At 39.1% G+C, this 18,938-nt stretch carries 21 protein-coding genes; 10 read left to right on the top strand and 11 right to left on the bottom strand.

Annotated elements, in window-relative coordinates:
- Positions 1–85: 85 nt before the first annotated feature.
- Both LQ201_RS12095 and LQ201_RS12100 read left to right on the top strand, forming a co-directional pair.
- Complete coding sequence (locus LQ201_RS12095) at positions 86–979, top strand: TssN family type VI secretion system protein (protein WP_230142674.1); 894 nt, start codon at positions 86–88, stop codon at positions 977–979.
- Positions 980–1,001: 22 nt separating this feature from the next.
- The gene (locus LQ201_RS12100; RefSeq protein ID WP_230142676.1) at positions 1,002–2,141 is read left to right on the top strand and encodes a hypothetical protein; all 1,140 of its coding nucleotides are present in this window, start codon (positions 1,002–1,004) and stop codon (positions 2,139–2,141) included.
- 121 nt (positions 2,142–2,262) lie between these two features.
- Here LQ201_RS12100 and LQ201_RS12105 read toward each other — a convergent pair whose 3' ends face one another.
- The 7 genes from LQ201_RS12105 to LQ201_RS12135 all read right to left on the bottom strand — a co-directional run bounded on the left by LQ201_RS12105 (position 2,263) and on the right by LQ201_RS12135 (position 7,192).
- Positions 2,263–2,679: a hypothetical protein gene (locus LQ201_RS12105; RefSeq protein ID WP_230142678.1), complete on the bottom strand. Its 417-nt coding sequence runs from the start codon at positions 2,677–2,679 to the stop codon at positions 2,263–2,265.
- 102 nt (positions 2,680–2,781) lie between these two features.
- Positions 2,782–3,222, bottom strand: a complete 441-nt coding sequence (locus LQ201_RS12110) for a DUF2147 domain-containing protein (protein WP_230142680.1) — start codon at positions 3,220–3,222, stop codon at positions 2,782–2,784.
- Between the two features lie 22 nt (positions 3,223–3,244).
- Positions 3,245–4,246, bottom strand: coding sequence for an NADP-dependent oxidoreductase (locus LQ201_RS12115; protein ID WP_230142681.1), 1,002 nt, complete (start codon positions 4,244–4,246; stop codon positions 3,245–3,247).
- 55 nt (positions 4,247–4,301) lie between these two features.
- Positions 4,302–5,069, bottom strand: a complete 768-nt coding sequence (locus LQ201_RS12120; RefSeq protein ID WP_230142682.1) for an SDR family oxidoreductase — start codon at positions 5,067–5,069, stop codon at positions 4,302–4,304.
- A 23-nt stretch (positions 5,070–5,092) separates the two neighbouring features.
- Positions 5,093–5,905 carry an SDR family NAD(P)-dependent oxidoreductase gene (locus LQ201_RS12125; protein ID WP_230142683.1) on the bottom strand — a complete coding sequence of 271 codons (813 nt, stop codon included), beginning with the start codon at positions 5,903–5,905 and terminating at the stop codon, positions 5,093–5,095.
- Positions 5,906–6,040: 135 nt separating this feature from the next.
- The gene (locus LQ201_RS12130; RefSeq protein ID WP_230142684.1) at positions 6,041–6,631 is read right to left on the bottom strand and encodes a TetR/AcrR family transcriptional regulator; all 591 of its coding nucleotides are present in this window, start codon (positions 6,629–6,631) and stop codon (positions 6,041–6,043) included.
- Positions 6,632–6,796: 165 nt separating this feature from the next.
- Positions 6,797–7,192, bottom strand: a complete 396-nt coding sequence (locus tag LQ201_RS12135; RefSeq protein WP_230142685.1) for a helix-turn-helix domain-containing protein — start codon at positions 7,190–7,192, stop codon at positions 6,797–6,799.
- Positions 7,193–7,269: 77 nt separating this feature from the next.
- On the opposite strand from LQ201_RS12135, the gene LQ201_RS12140 reads away from it, so the two are divergent.
- The 8 genes from LQ201_RS12140 to LQ201_RS12175 all read left to right on the top strand — a co-directional run bounded on the left by LQ201_RS12140 (position 7,270) and on the right by LQ201_RS12175 (position 15,691).
- Positions 7,270–7,905, top strand: coding sequence for an NAD(P)-dependent oxidoreductase (locus LQ201_RS12140; RefSeq protein ID WP_230142686.1), 636 nt, complete (start codon positions 7,270–7,272; stop codon positions 7,903–7,905).
- 188 nt (positions 7,906–8,093) lie between these two features.
- A complete protein-coding gene (locus tag LQ201_RS12145) occupies positions 8,094–9,077 on the top strand; it encodes an AraC family transcriptional regulator (RefSeq protein WP_230142688.1) in 984 nt (327 codons plus the stop codon).
- A 182-nt stretch (positions 9,078–9,259) separates the two neighbouring features.
- A complete protein-coding gene (locus LQ201_RS12150; RefSeq protein ID WP_230142691.1) occupies positions 9,260–10,183 on the top strand; it encodes an NADP-dependent oxidoreductase in 924 nt (307 codons plus the stop codon).
- Between the two features lie 57 nt (positions 10,184–10,240).
- The gene (locus tag LQ201_RS12155; RefSeq protein WP_230142693.1) at positions 10,241–11,320 is read left to right on the top strand and encodes an alkene reductase; all 1,080 of its coding nucleotides are present in this window, start codon (positions 10,241–10,243) and stop codon (positions 11,318–11,320) included.
- Positions 11,321–11,341: 21 nt separating this feature from the next.
- Positions 11,342–11,731, top strand: a complete 390-nt coding sequence (locus tag LQ201_RS12160; RefSeq protein ID WP_230142695.1) for an MmcQ/YjbR family DNA-binding protein — start codon at positions 11,342–11,344, stop codon at positions 11,729–11,731.
- 529 nt (positions 11,732–12,260) lie between these two features.
- Positions 12,261–13,031 carry a glycoside hydrolase family 11 protein gene (locus LQ201_RS12165; protein WP_230142696.1) on the top strand — a complete coding sequence of 257 codons (771 nt, stop codon included), beginning with the start codon at positions 12,261–12,263 and terminating at the stop codon, positions 13,029–13,031.
- Between the two features lie 126 nt (positions 13,032–13,157).
- A complete protein-coding gene (locus LQ201_RS12170; RefSeq protein WP_230142699.1) occupies positions 13,158–13,682 on the top strand; it encodes a hypothetical protein in 525 nt (174 codons plus the stop codon).
- Positions 13,683–14,791: 1,109 nt separating this feature from the next.
- Entirely contained in the window at positions 14,792–15,691 is a 900-nt protein-coding gene (locus LQ201_RS12175; RefSeq protein WP_230142701.1) for an AraC family transcriptional regulator, read from the top strand.
- 81 nt (positions 15,692–15,772) lie between these two features.
- Here LQ201_RS12175 and LQ201_RS12180 read toward each other — a convergent pair whose 3' ends face one another.
- From LQ201_RS12180 to LQ201_RS12195, 4 genes are all read right to left on the bottom strand, one after another.
- Positions 15,773–16,774, bottom strand: a complete 1,002-nt coding sequence (locus tag LQ201_RS12180) for a carboxymuconolactone decarboxylase family protein (RefSeq protein WP_230146641.1) — start codon at positions 16,772–16,774, stop codon at positions 15,773–15,775.
- Positions 16,775–16,849: 75 nt separating this feature from the next.
- Complete coding sequence (locus LQ201_RS12185; RefSeq protein WP_230142706.1) at positions 16,850–17,263, bottom strand: cupin domain-containing protein; 414 nt, start codon at positions 17,261–17,263, stop codon at positions 16,850–16,852.
- 821 nt (positions 17,264–18,084) lie between these two features.
- Positions 18,085–18,471, bottom strand: a complete 387-nt coding sequence (locus LQ201_RS12190; RefSeq protein WP_230142707.1) for a hypothetical protein — start codon at positions 18,469–18,471, stop codon at positions 18,085–18,087.
- A gap of 27 nt (positions 18,472–18,498) precedes the next feature.
- Positions 18,499–18,759 (bottom strand): hypothetical protein, encoded by a 261-nt coding sequence (locus LQ201_RS12195; RefSeq protein WP_230142710.1) that lies wholly within the window; start codon positions 18,757–18,759, stop codon positions 18,499–18,501.
- Between the last annotated feature and the right edge of the window lie 179 nt (positions 18,760–18,938).

Genomic DNA, 18,938 nt, shown 5'->3' on the forward strand with positions numbered 1-18,938 from the left:
TAAATTTTTATTACCGAAAAAATAACGATTATAATCAAATATTAAAGATACTATATTTGCAATACATCTCATCTATAAAAATTTAATGGACGTTCAATCATTTTTTATCCGCTTTCTCTTGTTCCCGCTGATCTTCGTCGTATCAACAGCGGTGCTTTCTATCATCAACAAAAAGAACCAGTTTCTCAATAACAAAAGACTTATCGTAAGTGTTCTGCTCATCGGCATTATTTTAGCCCTTCCGGGATTTTTAGGGTTCCTAAATTTTAATTTTATGCCCTGGGGCTACATTATCTGCTGTATTTTTTATCTCTTGATGGGCACGGTTTTCGTTTATCTGTTAACCAAATATTACCCTAAAGATGTACTGGAGCGCAAGGTTTTTATCTTTTTCGCCACTTTAATTTCGGCCATTTTAGCTGTTTATTTATACCAGCTTGCCTTTAACTGGTTAAGCACGGTAAATTTTGGGTGGTTTGGTGCGGGCAGTATCACCTGCTTTTTTGTTCCACTTATTTTTTGGTGGGCTTATGTTTCACTGCTTGGTATCCCTTCAGAAATCTACAAGATCTGGAAATATCCCGATACTCCATTGGACATCAACATGGACCATGTAGATTTTAACCGTTTATTGGTACTGGAGCTGGAACTTTACAAAAAAAGCAGCGATCCCGAACCCTTAAAGGTAAAGGTAAAAGCTGTAGAGAACATGAACTTCGGTATCTGGTTCCACAAGTTTATTGATGATTACAATTTAAAATTTGCCAAAAGCCCTGTAGAATTCAGGGGCGACGATATGGAAAATTATAAATGGATTTTCTTTATCAAAACTTCTTTTTTTAAACGCAATATTTTCATCGATCCTGATCTCGACATTATCGAAAATGGCATTACCGAAAAAATGACGATTTACGCTAAACGGGTATCTGAAAACGCAAACAAACCCAATGAAGTTGGAGAAAGTGCTATCTTTATCTAATCTATAATAAAAAACATCTACCATGATAAAGCCGCTAAAATATAAATCCATTAACTGGATTAATGGCATGAAGCTTTCCAGTGATCATTTTACATTAAGTGATCTTTATTTACAGGACTTTGTACGCGATGCCGCCTCTCTTCATCTAAATAATAGTAATTACGGATTTTTACCGCCTTTTGCAGGTTATAAAAGTTCGCACGATATCGAAATTATCGAAAAAGCAACCAACCATATCGAGGTAAGGGTAAGATATTGTAATGCCATTACGCCCGAAGGCTGCCACATTGATATTGTACAATCGGATAATATGGATACCCTGGTACACAACCATTATTTTGGCCAGTCGGAACCGCGAAACTATGTGATTTTATTAGTGGTAAGTCCGTTTAACCGTGTACCGACAGGCACACCAAACCCTGAAGAAAACCCGATCCGTTACCCTGAACTTGCCAAAAGTTATGCTATCGCGGTTTTACCGGAGAGCGAGGTGGGTTCGCAAACAGCAGATAGCTATTTCTTAACCATAGGACAGGTTTACTACGAAAATGGCAGGTTATCAATCAACAGCAGTTATATACCGCCAAGCTCAACCATAACAAGTCATCCAGCCCTGATTAGATATTATGAATCTTTTAGTGTTTTACTAAATGATTTACAGCTGGCAGCTTTTAAAATTATCGACAAAACAGGAGGAAGGGACAACATTACGCCGCTTGGCAAGAACATCCGTTTAATATCAGAGAAAATTGTAGATTACATTGCAGGTTTATTTTACGAATATAGAAACATTGCACACCGCGAATCGCCATCAGTTTTAGTAGGTTATTTCTCTAGCTTGGCACACATTTTTTTTACGGCCATTAAACTGATTGATCCCCGCGAAAGAGAAGAACTGTTAAAGTATTTTTACGAGTGGAAAGATGTAACCCCAGGAAACTTTGAAGAGCTTTTAGCCAAAACCATCGAACTGGTTTACGATCATAAACAAATTAACAACAGCATGCTAATGGCCAACGAATTTATGAGTGTATTGGTAGCGCTTTGGAATAAATTGAGTGGATTAGAATATATTGGCCAGCGCAAAGAAAATATTGTGGTTGCCGAACAGCAAGTTGTACAGCAGGTACAGGCCAGAAAAACCTGGACATTGCTGGATTAAAATTATTTCTCGGAGTAAATTAATAATGAAGCTGTACTTATAATGAAGTGAACCCCAAAAGTTGGACAAAAACTTTTTGGGGTCACACCATAACCAGGTACAGCTTTTTTATTCTTATTTATTAATCGAAAGCAACCTGCTCCGGTCCTGAAATTTTATTGATGTGACAAGCGCACTTGCCCCCACTTACTTTAATTACAACAGATTTAGTTTGCCCGGTTTCTACAGAGGTACCGGTAATTTTCAGATCATCGCCCTGTTCTGACAGGCCAAGTTTATTATTATCATCAACGATAATAAATACGCCTTTGATGGTACTTGTATAAATACTTGAATTAGCCGTTACCCGCTCTCCTGTTCTTTGGTTGATTACATTGAAATCTTTTACTTCAGCGCCAGCACCTTTATTGTCTACAAATTTAAACATTACCGAGGCAAATTCTTCAGTACACATTTTCTCTCCACAATCGGAAGTTTTATTTTTTTCGCACGAAAACAGGGCAATACCCATCAATAATAGCAGTGTTATTTTTTTCATCGTCTATTTGGTTTTTAATGAAAAACGACGAAGCGCATTAAAACGCTACAAAAAGGGAAATTATAGTCCCATATATCAACTAATTCGCATCTTAACTAAATATTACTTCACCCTTTCCCAAACACTTGTCCGGCCAAATAAAGACACACCAATATAGCCCCTGATATTCAGTTTACCATCCTTTAGTTTCAATGTACAGCTGTATGTTTTACCACTATAAGGATCATAAATCTCGCCACCATCCCACACGCCATCATGGTAAGTAAAATCGTAAAGCATGATCAGTTCTTTAAGGTTACGGCCCCTTAATTTTTCATCCTTGTTTTTTACGTCTTTCCGGGAAGTAATTCCATTCGGTTCGTACATTGTTTTACCCCAGATCAGCTTGCCGAAATACTTTCCTTTTGCTTTATAAATATCAATTTTACCGGTTTTGTCTTCACTCAGCCATACGCCTAAAATTTTATCAGCTTCTGGAGTTTGTGCGAAAGTTTTTGTTGCCGCAAAAAGGCACAGCAATAATATTATCCTTAGTTTTTTCATTATACATGTTTTATCAATTAAATCATTTAACTTTTATGACCACTTTTCCTTTGGCACGACCACTTTCTACATAAGCTATTGCTTCATTGACCGATTGGAACGGAAAAATTTTGTCTATCACAGGTTTAATAGCCCCGGCATTTATAAGCGTCGTAATTTCATTTAACTGAGATCCGCTAGCCCTCATAAACAGAAAGGAAAAATCCACATTCAGCCTTTTTGCTTTCTTCCTTACCTTCGAACTTAACAGGCGCATAATCAGTTTCACGAACCAGGAGGCACCGATTTGTTCCGCAAAATCCGGATCGGGAGGACCAGAAATCGAGATGAGCTTTCCACCCGGTTTCAATACCTGTAGCGACTTTTCAAGCGTCAATCCGTCCTGGCTGTTTAAAACCAGATCATAATCATTCAGAATTTTCTCAAAGTCATCCTTTCTATAGTCTATAACAACGTCTGCACCGAGACTTTTTACCAACTCGATGTTGCCTGGGCCTGTCGTGGTAGCCACAGTAGCCCCCAGATATTTGGCCAACTGAATGGCAAATGTGCCCACGCCGCCTGAGCCAGCCTGAATGAAAACTCGCTCTCCTTTTTGCAGTTTCCCCTTTTCGATGAGTGCCTGCCAGGCAGTAAGGCCCACGAGTGGGATGGATGCCGCTTCTTCCATGGTAAGTTCTGCAGGCTTTATTGCCAAATCAGCCTCATTAACGGCAATGAATTCTGCAAAAGTTCCAATACGATGATCTGCGGGCCTGGCATAAACATGGTCTCCAACCTGAAACTTTTGCACCTGCGCACCAACCTTAGTTATTATACCGGCCAGGTCATGCCCCAGAATAAATGGGGTTTTATAAGGCAAAAAAAGTTTGAACTCTCCTTTCCTTATTTTGGAATCGAGAAGGTTTATGCCGGCAGCGTATACTTCTACCAATACTTCATCGGCTTTCAGTACAGCAATGGGTACATTTTCAATCTTACCACCTACCTTGCTTTTATATTTGTCTATTATAAATGCTTTCATATTCTTGTATATTATTAACCACCAGCACAATATGATGGAATTTATGAAGTGATTTTTATTGCGATATTACTTTATAACTTTTCTTTGGGTTAGCCAGATTAAAAACCATCTTTGGAAAAAGCCGGTTAAGTATATACACTGTTTTAGTATCACCTATACGGATAGTGAGCTTATCTTTTTGAAGGCCAGCAATGAAATCTTTCACCATATCTGCCGCGCTCATTTTTTTTCCGTTCATGTCCGTGGTCATTTCTGTTGCTACCAGTGGAGGTAAAAGTTCAAAAACCTTTACGCTGCTGTTCAAAATCTGAAGGTGTTTTCTAAGCGATTTGGCGTAAAACTGCAGCGCTACTTTAGAGGCTGAATAAGTTGCTTCCAGCAATGATGGAACATAACTAAGTAATGAGGTTGTGTTGATGATTGCGCTTTCTTTCCTTGATTTCAGCATGTCTATGAAAAGATTGTTAAGCCTGATCACCCCAAGGTAATTGACGTTCATTTCATATTCCGCATCCTCAAAATGCTGCCCATTTGATATACCAAGGTTGATTGGATCGGTTAAAACTCCTGCATTGTTGTATAATATATCAATACCGCCCAGTTGCTGCACCTGGTTAAAAAGCTCTTGTGCATCATCGGCTTCTGAGACATCGCTTTTAATGGCTATAACTGCCGGATATAGTTTCTTGGCATCATCTAATTTCCCTTGGTTTCTGCCGGTGATGATTACGCTGGCGCCTTTAGCCAAAAATTGTTTTGCTGCTTCCAGCCCGATACCTGATGCCCCACCGGTGATCAGTACCGTTTTTCCTTTTATTTGCATGATTATAATATTTAATAATAATTTTATTTTGAAGCATTTACAGATTTCAGAATGGATTTTTCGAAAACCTTATAAACGAAATGCTGAAGCAGCAGTACGATTGAAGATCCTTTTCCAACAGGGTAACTAAACTTTGGATTCTTTTCCTTTACTGTTTGCAATAAAGTGGCGATAACCGGTGCAGGATCGGGTGCATTATCAAATGTACTTTTAGTATAAGCGGTTACCTTTTGCCTGAAGGTATCATAAGCTGGGATCGTTCCTGTAGCAACAGTTCCACTTTCACCGATATTGGTTTTAAAACTCATCGGCTCAACCATTACTACCTTGATGTTAAACTGGTTCAATTCAAAACGCAGTGATTTAAAATAACCTTCGAGCGCATGTTTGGAAGCTGCATAATAGGACACATTTGGAAGCCCCACTAAGCCCAGCAAAGAACCGAGAGTGATTATTTTTCCATGGTTTTGCTTTCTTAAATAGGGTAGCAACTCGTTGGTTAATTTGATCGTTCCCCAAAAATTGGTTTCAAACTGCTGCCTCCCTAATTCAATGGGCGTTTCCTCCGCAAGTCCATTTACAAGGTAACCAGCATTGTTAACCAACACATCCAACTGTTTGATCTGACTGAAGAGCAACTGACCAAAAGATGTTATAGAGCGGTCATCATTCAGATCTAATGGCAGTAACTTATATGGCAGTTTTGCTCGGTATTTTTCGGGGTTCCTACTTGTTCCGATAACCTGGTAGCCATTTTCGTGGAGCCTGCTGGCAACAAGCAGCCCAATGCCTGATGAGGCACCTGTAACTAAAACCGTTTTTTGTTTTGATTCCATACTTTCTTTATTATAGACTTTTTAGTATATTTTTACACCAGCTTTTTACATTTAATTTAAAATGCGAAATGGTATTATGTTTTTTAATAGTTAAAAATAAAAAAAGACTTTTTAGTATATTTTTAATGAAAAAAATTAGATCTCGTAACTTTCTAATTCTGCTTTCAGGTTTTTGAGCAAACTCGCCATCGGTTTTGCGGTGTTCATAGACCTGCACATAATCACTGCACCCTCAACAGCAGCCACGGCTTTAAATGCATATACTGCAGGCTCAAGTTTGTCAGAAAACTCTCCGTCCTCAATGCCCTGTTTTAAGATACTAACAAATAATTCCTGTCCGCGCCTTATTACACCGGCTATTTTCTCTTTAATTGCCGGAAAATGGTCATCAGATTCAACCGCAACATTAAATATTGGGCATCCGCCTTTTAAGTAGGTATTCAAAGGATCCTTGTAAAAATCGAGAAAGGCAAACACTTTAGCCTTTGCTGTTTTACCCTTACCGATAGTTGATAACATTTTTTCACCGTTGGTTTTCAACATAAAATCAACAACCTGTAAGGCAAGGTCTTCCTTACCTTCAAAATGACCATAAAGGCATCCTTTAGTCAATTTTGTTGCAGCAAGCACATCGTCTATATTAGCACCTGATATTCCTTTCTGATTAAAGATAGGGGCTGCTGTTTCTAAGATAAATTGCTTGGTTCTTTCGGCTTTGGTAAGCATATTAATAAATTTTACGATGCAAAAATATACTAAAAAGTTTAATTAAAAATACTTTTTAGTATATTTTATTCTTTATGGTATCGAAATGACAATCACCGCGATCTAAACAAAAAGACAAATATTCCTTAGCGCCTGATTTATGATGCACGGATGCAAGTTATTAACTTATGCCGGAAACTGTTCCATTGTTTTAAAAAGTGGCTCTTCTCTTTTTTGCCCATCTTCAATTGCCCAGTTTGCCATGGCGTATAACACAGGCCGCAAAGCCTGTCCCGCATCCGTCAGACTATAGGTAACGTGTGGCGGTATTACAGGTAATGCTACCCTCGAAATCAGTCCGTCTGCTTCCAGCTGCCTCAAATGTTGGGCAAGCATCTTTTCTGTAATATGAGGCATCGCCTTTTTTAACGCTCCGTACCGCTTTGATCCAGACATTAAGTGGAAGATGATAATCGGTTTCCAGTAGCTGCCAATTTTTTCCATCACGTACGTAACCGGGCACAATTTAAAGACCGTTTGCTTATTTAATTGTATGGTTGATGTTTCTTTAACTTCATTCATTTTACACTTACTTTTAGGTGCGTACTTGCACAAATGTTAGTTCAAATATACCTTTGATTCAATTAAAATATCACAAAATGAAAAAAATTCTTGTATTTGGTGGTTCTGGCGGAACCGGAAAACATTTTATTGAACAGGCGCTAAACGCCGGATATGCTATAACGGCTATTGTTAGAAATCCCCATGCCTTTGCAATAGTGCATCAAAATCTAAAGGTTATTAAAGGAGATGTTTTAATTCCACATACCTATGAAAAAGAGTTTGATGGGCACGAAGCAGTGGTTTCCTGTCTGGGTATCCCTAAAATCCAGCAAACGACCTTGTATTCTTCTGGTATCCGGAATATTGTAAACATTATGGAGAAATCGTACCCGAAGCGCCTAATCTGTATTTCGTCAGGCGCATTAGACATCCCGCCTAAGAGCTCGTTTATCATGACTTTTCTATTGAAGCATGTATTACAAAAGCTCTATAAGCCTGTATATGCTGATATGCGTATAATGGAAGGAATAATAAAGACGTCAGGCTTGGACTGGACAATCGTTCGGGCGCCAAAACTAACAGATGGCAAAGCAACAGGAAAGTATAAAAATATAACTGGTTTGCCGCTAGGCGGCATTCCGAAAATCTCGCGTGCTGATTTAGCCGATTTTATGTTTACGCACCTCGTAGACAGCGGGACTTTTAAAAGTACAATTGATATCGCCTATTAAATGATCAGAAAATGAAAGAATACATTTCTGTTGAGGTAAGGGAAATCAAGACCAAACTTCCCTCTCCATCTCCAATCCATTAAGATGTATCTTAGCGCCGAAATTCCAAAAATGATAATATTAGAAGAAAGTGGTGTAACTTTAGGATGTTACATCACCTCAGGTTTATAAATTAGTAATTTCTTGTAATGATTTTCGAATTTACAGCGGTTCCGGGTTTTGACTTTATCATACAGTTTTCCGAACTAATTAATGTTTCTATAAGAGATAACTTTTTGGAGATCCCAAAGGAAATGGGAGAAGGTTATGTACGTAAGGTTAGCTTTGGGGATGATTTTAGATTAACGATCCACCGGTATATATTAAAGGAAGACCTGATAGTTAAGCGCAATCCAGCTGCACAGGCCAATGATATACGCACCATTTTCTTTTACAATGGCAACGATGATCGTGAAGTTACATATAACAACGAGGCGAATATCCCATTCTCACAAAAAAAGGACGCTTCTATACTCCTATCTACAAATGATTTGCGCACAGAAATCCGTTTTCCTGCCGGCAGCAACATTCAATACGTGGTTGTGGGCATTACGGCCAACCGATTACGCTCAGTTCTGTCTGTTGAAAAACCAAATGGTACGATAACAACCATTATGGATGCAAATGCCTCCTTTCTCTTTTTCGAAAACCTGGATCCCGAAATGCAATTGCTCCTTAAAAATATTGTATCTGTTGATATGAATAACGCTTTGAATAATTTCTACGTGCAGATCAAGGTACAGGAATTAATGTATCTGCTTTTCAGTAAACTGTCGCTTAGGGAGAATACGACTTTTAAGAGTATAAATAGCAACGATGCAGAAAAACTGCTGGCCATCCGCAACAAAATATTGAGTGATCTTAGTACCCCACCGATACTAAGTGAATTAGCCAGTATCACTGCCATGAGCGAAACGAAACTTAAGCAGCTCTTTAAGCAAACATTTGGAGATACCATCTATAATTATTATCAAAAAGCAAGAATGGAAGAGGCTGCTTTTCTGTTGAAACAGGCCAAACATTCTGTTTCTGAGGTTGGATATGAGTTAGGATTTTCGAATCTCAGTCACTTCAGCCGGTTATTTGAAAAACAATATGGCATTACACCAAAGAAGTTTTCCTATACAGCTTAATTTTCTATTTTCCGAAAACACTGCCCCGTCATTTGTCGGATAGGACTATTCTTCTGTCTTTTTGGGTTATTTTACCTACTGAATAGCTAATACCTTTGTTCGTATATTCAGTATAACACAAAGTAACTTCTACACCTGATATTCTTTAGGTGTTGAGGTATACAGATTAAAATTCAAAAGCAATGAAAGCAATACAATACAACGACTACGGAAATTCAGATGTGTTAGAACAGGTCGACGTTCCGGCACCATCAGTCCAGAATGGAAATGATGTGTTAGTTCAGGTTAAAGCAGCAGGTGTAAATCCGATTGACATTAAAATTCGGATGGGCTTTATGAAAGCCGTCCGCCCCGTAGAAATGCCGTTTATTCCAGGCGGTGAGGCAGCAGGAATAGTTGTCGCCATTGGAGATGATGTATCCGCCTTTAAAGTGGGCGATGAAGTGATTGCCCTAACCGGCACAAATGCTTACGCAGAATATGTAACCGCAAACGAAAGCTTCGTGGTGCCAAAACCAAAAGGGCTTTCCTTTGCAGAGGCGGCATCAATCGGTGTCAACATTGGCACTGCCCAATCCGTTCTGTTCATTACTGGTAAACTGGAAAAGGGACAAAGCGTATTAATCCAGGGCGGAAGCGGAGCTGTTGGTGGTGCGATGGTGCAGATGGCTAAAGCCGCAGGCGCATACGTTATTGCAACAGCATCGGGAAAAGGCGTGGCATTGGCAAAAAGTTTTGGTGCCGACGAGGTAATTGATTATAAATTACAAGATGTTGCGCGTGTGATTAAGGATATTGATCTGGTAGCGGATACCGCAGGTGGCGAAGCCCAGGCAAAGCTTTTTCAAGTGCTAAAACCCGGTGGCGTGCTATTGAGCATTGTAATACCACCATCACAGGAACTGGCAGATCAATACAAGGTAAACGCGGGTTTTGTCGCCTCCAACATTTCAGCCCAAACCTTGCAGAATGGCATTGAACTATTAAAAATTGGAAAATTTAAACCGGTTGTTTCTAAGATATTCAAGCTCGAAGAAGCAGCCGTGGCACAGGATTTTTTAACAGCCGGAGGTATAAATGGAAAGGTTATCCTTACGATCGATTAACAATCGGGCACAATTAAATTTACAGGTTCATATCACCAATGTAATGAAAAACAACTCATGAAATTACTAGAAAAAGTAACATTAGGAAATAAAATATTAAGGAACGCGATGGCAATGGCGCCAATGACACGAAGCCGTGCTAACCTGGAAGGTGTAGTGTCAGACCTAACGACCCTATATTACACGCAGCGGGCAAGCGCAGGACTTTTGATCACGGAAGCCATTAATATCTCAGAACAGGCTATTGGAAGTCCGTTTACACCGGGACTTTATCATGATGGGCAAATTGAAGCCTGGAAGAAAGTAACGAAGTCTGTACATAACAGTGGAGGTGTAATTTATGCCCAGCTATGGCATACTGGTCGTGTCGGACATTCTGTGGATAGAAACGGAAAGCTCCCTGTGGCGCCATCGGCAATCGGGATAAAAGGACAACAACATTTTACTTCGCAGGGAATGAAAGATTACGAAACGCCTCAGGAGTTAACTACTCAAGAAATCAAACAGATCGTTAAAGATTACGGTAAGGCCGCTAAAAATGCCATCGAAGCAGGTTTCGATGGCGTAGAACTTCATGCGGCATTTGGATACCTGCCAAACCAATTTTTATCGGAAAGCGCTAACCTGCGCACCGATGAGTATGGCGGCAACATTGAGAACAGGAACCGCTTCGTACTGGAAGTGATGCAAGAACTGGTTGATGCTTCCGGGAGCGATAAAGTAGGCATTAAACTATCGCCAACGGTTTATTATAACAATATAGAAAATAGCGATCCTGTTGCTCAATTCAGTCCATTGATCGATGCATTGAATGAATTGCCATTGGCTTATATCCATTTGATGAACGGCATTTTCCCTTTAAACAATTACCCCCATTATCCTAAAAATGCGATAGAAACATTTGGCAGCAGCAGTAAACACCTGGTAATTGCCAACGCTGGGTTCAATAAAGAAAGCGGAGCGGCAGAACTGGAGAAGGGAATCGCGAAAATAATTTCTTATGGCTCTTTGTTTCTCGCCAATCCTGATCTGCCAAAAAGATTTGAATTAGATGCCGAATTTAACCAAATTGACCAGGCTACAATGTACGGTGGAGGTGAGCACGGATATACTGATTATCCTTTCTTGAAAGATTGATCTTAGATAATTTAGCATGATATGAACGCAGTAAGTGTGAGAGAATATTGTCTTTCCTTCAAAGGAGTTACCGAAAAAATGGCTTTCCAAAAGGCCTCTTCTGAATATGACAGGAACTTACTGGCGTTTTATGTGAAGGATAAATGGTTCTGTTTTTTTAATGTGGATGAATTTGATTTTTGTACCTTAAAATGTGATCTTGAGGAATCAACAAAACTTCAGGAAAAATATGAAGATGTAAGGCCTGCTTATCACATGAATAAAAAACACTGGATTAGCATTTATTTTAACAAAAATGTACCTGAAAAGGTAATCAGGGACCTGTTGAAAAACTCATATGAACTTGTGGTGGCCTCGCTAACTAAAAGGATCAGAAAAGATTTAGAAGAGGATGCTCGTGAAAACGGGTAAAACTCAGAGAAAGGTGGGCATCGAACAATTTGGTGAGTTTTGTTTTTCATTGGTTCTCTCGAAAAAGCGCAGGTATAACAGCTATCTTTTTATTTACATCGGATAGCGCCCCATTTCGATATCGAGTTACCACATCTTTTAAGGCGCTACCATATTTACAAGAAAGGGTAACCGTTAATTGCAGCACAGCTATGGGCATATTGGCTCTGGCAGTGGATACAAGAATGGCTACCCTTTTTTACACTAACCGTTAAATGGTCTCTCCTCTACAATTATAAAATAGCCCGATAGGCTCTGATGTGAACAGCCCCATTCTTCAGCACTATCTTGCGATCGGGATTTTTATTCTTAAAATGTCCGAAGCTTACTTAATTAATACTGCTCTGTAATCCGACAGCAAAAAAAACGCTATCAGGCTATTCCAATTCCAGACCGTGTTGAACATTTGTATAACAAATTTGCTGATTATTAGCCATATCCCAGGTCTGAATACGGTTATTTTGCTTCCCTAACCAATTATATATCTTATATGAAAAAACAAAATTCACTTACAGGTGTAACCAGGAAGGTTACGCTCGTTGTGGCTGCAACCTTAGTGTTTGCAAGCGCTGCATGTTTAACAGGCTGTAAAAAAGATGAAAAAATGGTACCTGGGGATGTTACTGCTCCGCCCCCTCCCACCAAAGCTGTCGCCACGGTAGAATCCTATCAATCGGGCACACACAACGGCTTCTTTTGGTCGCTTTGGAAGAGTGACGGCGCGACTGGCACAGTCAATTACGCCAATGGTACCGGGGGAAATTACAGCGTAAACTGGAACGGCTTTAACGGTAATTTTACTTGCGGTAAAGGTTATTCAGTAGGGTCAAAAACCTACAAAATAGGGTATAACCTGAGCACTTATTCAAACTCCGGAGGTGGTACTTTTGGCTGGTACGGATGGAGCAGAAGCCCTTATTATGAGTATTATGTGAATGAAACATGGGGTGCGGTTTCTCCTCATAGCGGTACTTACCTGGGAACATTCGAAACCGATGGTGCAGGTTATAACGTATGGACCCGATGGATGACAGGTAAAAATATCGACGGTGGCGATGGTTTCAGACAGATTTATAGTTCCAGGGTTACGAAGGTTACTACCGGGCAAAATCGCGTCATTACTTTTGCCAACCACTATAACAAGTGGCAAAGTTTCGGCTATACGCTTGGTCAGTTAAATATTCCTGCAATTATGGTTGCGGAAACATGGGGTTCTAATACGAATGGCAATATTAACTGTACCATTTGGGCGGCACAGTAAACACTTCTTTAAACCCATCACAACCACATTACTGCCTGGCAATAAGCCGGGCAGTATGTATTGCAGGTAATTCTGATCAATACCTGGATTAAAAATGCTTTTAATATTATTTAACAATTAGTTAACATGAGATCCATACTTTATTTCCTTGCATTTTTCATTTTTATCCTTCCCGCCTGCCATTCGCCAAATCCTAAAAACATAGATGGAAACAAAAAATCACTGATCGGAAAATGGCATCGGTTTTCCAGAGCGAATGGATATAGCGAATTTGATATTGATTCGCAATATGTAGTTTTCTATAATCAGAAAGTTGGCCGCTTTAAGCTTCCTTATAAAATAGAAAATGATTCTTTAAAATACCTTACTAAAGATTATGTAGCTAAGATTACAGACTACGGAGACTCACTTCTTTTGGAAGGCAACGATAGTACTCAAGCCGTGTTGTACAGGTTTAAAGAACCGCATGCTCCTTTTGCAACAATTCCCGAACAAAAAGATTCTGTATCATTTGCCTCATACATCGCTGATTTCGATAAAAGATTACTCAGCGAGTTTGAGAAAGCCGGTATAAAGATTTCTGATGGTATGGAAAAACGTGAGGGACCTGCATACGAAGAACTGTTAAAAAAGAAATCAGCAAATAGGTAAACGTGATGTAAATGCTCCTGTAAGCTGGTATTACATGGAGCATTTATATTCAGTTGAGTAGCTGTTTTCTCCTTAGCAAGCCAGCCCAAGTGCCACTATCAGCCCTATGTACATCATGTCCAAACGTGGCTTTCTGCTTTCATTAATGTGCTGCGCCAGTTGCTGCCAATTACACTACCTACTTTGCGCAAGAATGCGCCATTTGCGCTTTTCGAATACGTTGCCATAATTTTTGTTTTTATTGAAAAAATGTTTGTTCAAAAAGAGATTGCTGTTTATACCGGTATATTTAATCCATGCCCAAACGTAGCGACTTAACAGCATTGACGCCTCATTATGAGCTTAAATGAGCCAAATTGAGCTAATTAGCCCTGTTATTGAGCTAAAATGGACCGTCACAGTTGTGAAATAGTAGTGCAAAGGCCCGGGCGCTTGTGGCGACCCAACATCATTAAGTTAAACCATTAGGCACGAAAAATAATTTAACCACAGATAGAAAGAATGCACACAGCTATAAAAATCTGTGGTTATCTGTACGCATCTGTGGTTAAAAACGCCTAATCTAATTACATTAGGTGGCGGCCTGCTCAAGGGCAGCATAACCGTAAGCGGTGGTGCGATTCTGCGAAAGCAGGCGCTGGCTTTACCTTTTAGGTAGAGAAAAGGTAAAGCCGGGGTAACCCTGGGGTAACCTTGGGGTTAACTTGGTAGCAACAAAGGGTAAAGAACAGGTAATGCAGGGGTAATTAAATACGGCCCATTTGCTGGCTTTCCAGATAGCCAGCCAGTAAATCTTTCAGGTAAAAACGATCGCCGCCAGGTTTTTTATAGGCTTTAAGGTGCGTCTTTTACCTAACGTTTGTAGGTGCTTTCGCTAATGCTCGGGGAATCTTTAACCTTGATAATTAGTCAGTTGAAAAAATAAAGAAATAGGCTTCGAAAAAGGGTTACAAAAACATCTGATAAAACGAAAAAAGTGGAGGACAAAATTGTATTTTCATAATAAATAGTGTATAGGATTTTATCGAACTTTTTCAGCACCATCGGACGTCCGCTGGTAGGGATAATCGAAATACTTAAGCTATTTTCACTTTAAAAAATACCGAAGTATGGGAAATCCCCTTAGAATTGAAAGTGTTGCTCAGATCAATAACGAGCGGGGGCAGAAGACCCTGCATCCTTTGGTCAGTGTTCTTGATCAGTCGCTATCGAAGCCCGTAAAAGAAGCACGTTATATTTCTGATGTGTACATGATCTTTTTAAAAGACGAGAAGTGCGGGGAGATGAAATATGGCCGCAATCACTATGATTATGAAGAGGGAACGCTTCTTTTTATCGCACCAGGACAGGTATTTGGTTTTGAGGAAAGCGAAAACATGATACAGCCGACAGGCTGGGGATTATTCTTTCATCCCGATCTCATCCGTGGAACCCATCTCGGTAAATGCATTAACGAATACAGCTTTTTCTCTTATGATGTTAATGAAGCACTTCACGTATCCGATGCAGAAAGAGAAATTGTGCTGGAGTGTTTTAATAAGATCCGGTATGAATTAGCGCATCCTATTGATAAGCACAGCAGGACATTGATCGTTAGCAACATCGAAATGTTCCTGAATTATTCTGTTCGCTTTTACGACCGGCAGTTTCTCACCAGAGAGCATATCCATAAGGACGTATTGACTGGGTTTGAGGGATTACTGAACGAGTACTTCCAGTCGGAAAAGCTGCAAACGCTGGGATTGCCCTCCGTTTCGTATTGTGCAGCGCAGCTCAACCTGTCTCCAAAATATTTCGGAGACCTGGTAAAAAAAGAAACAGGAAAATCTGCGCTAGAGTATATACACCTCAAACTGATTGATGCTGCAAAAGAACAGATACTTGACCTTAGCAAATCCGTAAGTGAGGTTGCGTATATGCTTGGCTTTAAATATCCCTCACATTTTACCCGTTTCTTTAAACAACAGGTTGGGCATTCGCCCAATGAATACCGCAATTCTATGAATTGATTGAAGCCGGGAAATACGCATAATTTCTTACCAGGCTGCAACGCTTTTAAAAACCAGATCCTTTATCGTCCCTAACAAATCCTATTTTAATTTACTAAAAACCTCCAGCATCGTTTCATTATCTAGGCTGTTCATATCTACCAGTTTTAATGTTTTTACCATTTTTAGGGTCGTTGTTTTGTAGTGCTGGAAGTGTGGTGTTCGCAAATGAGATTGATATGCGGCTTTACTGGCGTATATTTCTATGATCCTAACCTCAGTGGGGCTTTTCTGTTTAAACATAGGAAAAATAGCAATTACACCAGGCTCGATTTTTATAGAAGCCGCTGCCTCCTGTCGCAAAATGGATTTATACTCTTCGAGGTATTCAGGTAAAATTTCGATTTCAGAAATACGCACCATCATATCCTTCTCCATTACAGGAACCAATGGTTTTCCGATTATTTTCCTGATGGTATTTCTCTGTGTTTTATTCACGTTTGTTTCAACCAGCATTGCTAATTGCTCTAATTGATTTTCAGTTATGCCTGTATTCTTCCCCATGTTGATATGGGCCTGCAGTTGGCCCTCTACACCTGGCATCGAGGCCAGAGCCGCAATTGTTACCATTTCTCTTTGCTGATAGCTCAGCACATCACTAACAAAAATGTCGGCAAATAAATGTTCCTTTAAAAAAGCATCAATACGCGGTGCAAATTCCCCGAAGCCTGGGGCAGGTTTTGATTGTGGGGCCCTGGTCAGTTCTTCCAACACTTTTCTGCCCTGTTCATATTTATTTTTAGGGTTATTTTCTACAACAATTGTTTTCCCTACTTTATCTGTGATCCCTTTTCCTTCTCTCTCCTTTGCAACAGTCATAAAAACGTTAATGGCATTAAGGCTTCTTGGAAAACCACAATATGCATAAAGCTGAACGAGCGCTTCTTTGATTTCATTAATTGCAAGCCCTGAATCCAACCCTTTATTCAATTCCACTTTTAACAGTTCCACGTTTCCCGTAGCTGTAAGTGCCGAAATCTTTATCAAGCTTTGCTGCTGTGCAGATAAATCCGTATTAGCTGTTTTATTTGGTTGTGCATTCATTTTGATCATACTTATTGTGAGCACAAAAAATAGTATTCCCTTTAAAAATTTGCTTTTGCCCATCATTTTGATTGCTTAATTTTTGTTGGCTGCGTTGAACTCTTCATCAGTTACAGGGTTTAACCAAACTGCGTTAGTTTCACCTTCATAATTGGTAAGGGCAATATGTACCATTTTTGTGCTGGCGGTAGCTCCATGCCAGTGTTCCACATTTTCTGGAATATTGATTACATCACCTTTTTTGATGACTTGGGCTGTTTTCCCTTTTTCCTGGTAAAGGCCCTCGCCTTCGGTTATAATCAGTACCTGCCCTTTAGGATGTGTATGCCAGTTGGTTCTTGCCCCTGGTTCAAAAGTTACACTACCCAACACAAAATTGTTGTTCTTATCTTTTGCCAGAAGTGTCTGCAGATAAGCATCTCCAGTAAAATATCCATTGGTTAATTTTTCTCCTTTAGGGAAAAGAGCAGTGGTGTTTTCTGTTATCATTTTTTCTTGATTTTTATTGCTATTGCAGGCCATTATAGAGAATGAGATTCCCGTTATAAAAGCTAATAACATTATCCTGAAAATTGTTTTCATTGCAATGAAGTTTATTGTATTAATTCAAGGTTATTTTTAGTTTCAGATTGCATTTCTCACCAACGGTGCCACAAAGTTCGTCACTAAAGCTTGCAATGGGCTTATACAGAATACTGTTTTATTTACCAGTTTTACGGTTTTGAGCTAAATAGACATGGCTGTGGTCTGTTTATTAATTTGCATAGTACTTATTCACCTAATTATTTTGGTTACCCCATTAAAAAGAAGAAGCGGGTATTACAGCATAGGAATAATATTGGGACTGAAAAAATGAATGCTTTGGTGTTTTCAGCAAACGAAAAAGCCTGTAAACATTTAATTTACAATATTTTAGTTAAATTTAAAACTATTTTCGCGGAATGGACGGGACTCAATTAACCTTATTTGAAGTAATGATCAATTTAGATAAATATTTAACTTTTTTAGCATCCAATATTTTAACTGATTTATTCCCCAAAACTCCGCGGTCATCTATTTTTATGGATTTTATATGTTCTAAGTAGATATTTTTGACATCTAATGATGGATTTGACACCCACTGATGCAAGATGTGAGATAACAGCCAAACCACTATTATAACAATGATTACTAAAATTAATTTGATTTTGTACATGTCCTCTATTTTCTACGCGGTATAGATAATCCTGGTATTAGCTTAGATTCGGTAAATGAGTATTGAAGGCCAATGTCGCCTAAATCACCGAATAGAACCCATCCTACCAAAACAGTTAATCTTTACGTGCTCTCCAATCTTTAACTTTGAAAGAGGTTATTAAAGAGTCTTTTAATAGTTGAAACATTAAATTTTTGGTATAAACAGGATCAATGTTATGTCCATAGTCTACAACTACCCGATAATAAACAAAATTTGAATCCTTGCTGTCAGGAATACCAATCAATTTTTCCAGCTGACTATACTTTAGTCCTATTAGTTTATGATTATTCAATAAGTCATCTAGCATTCTTTCTCTCAATGCCGGGGGATAGAGTGGATCGTCAGTGGTATTCCAACCTGCCTTATCAAAACTGATGTCATTATTACATGATACAAATAGCATAAATAGGACAGCGCAAAATATCTGAGCACTTGTCCGTTTATTGTTTTTAATAATCATTAATAATTAAATTTATGTAAGTAGCCTTTATTTAACAACATGTCCAACATTTGACAAGACACATTCGCGAGCAGTCATATTGCCAATAGCATCAAGCTCCTCAAGGAATTTACTCAATTCAAAGGACTGAAGATTTGTTACAAAGGCACCTTTGAAAGCTGGGATAGCGAGATTAATATAAGTCTTTAAATGGTTACCATCCCAATAATCATCAGCATATGGATACGGCTTTCCTTCTATTTCGAATTCTACAAATTCTGATTGACTTTCATTTATTGATATTTTCATAAATTACTAATTTGATTTCGGCATTACTGTTATAACTTTTGTGCCAGAAGCATTAGTAACCACCTTCAAGTCGCCAGATGCGCTAATGTGCACAACTGTAGTCGCGGTATTTCCAGAACTGACACTCCCATTTTTTATCGCGTCTCTTACTCCAGCAGTAGATATAAATTCACCTCATT

This window comes from Pedobacter sp. Bi126 (assembly GCF_918698245.1).
Taxonomy (GTDB): Bacteria; Bacteroidota; Bacteroidia; order Sphingobacteriales; family Sphingobacteriaceae; genus Pedobacter.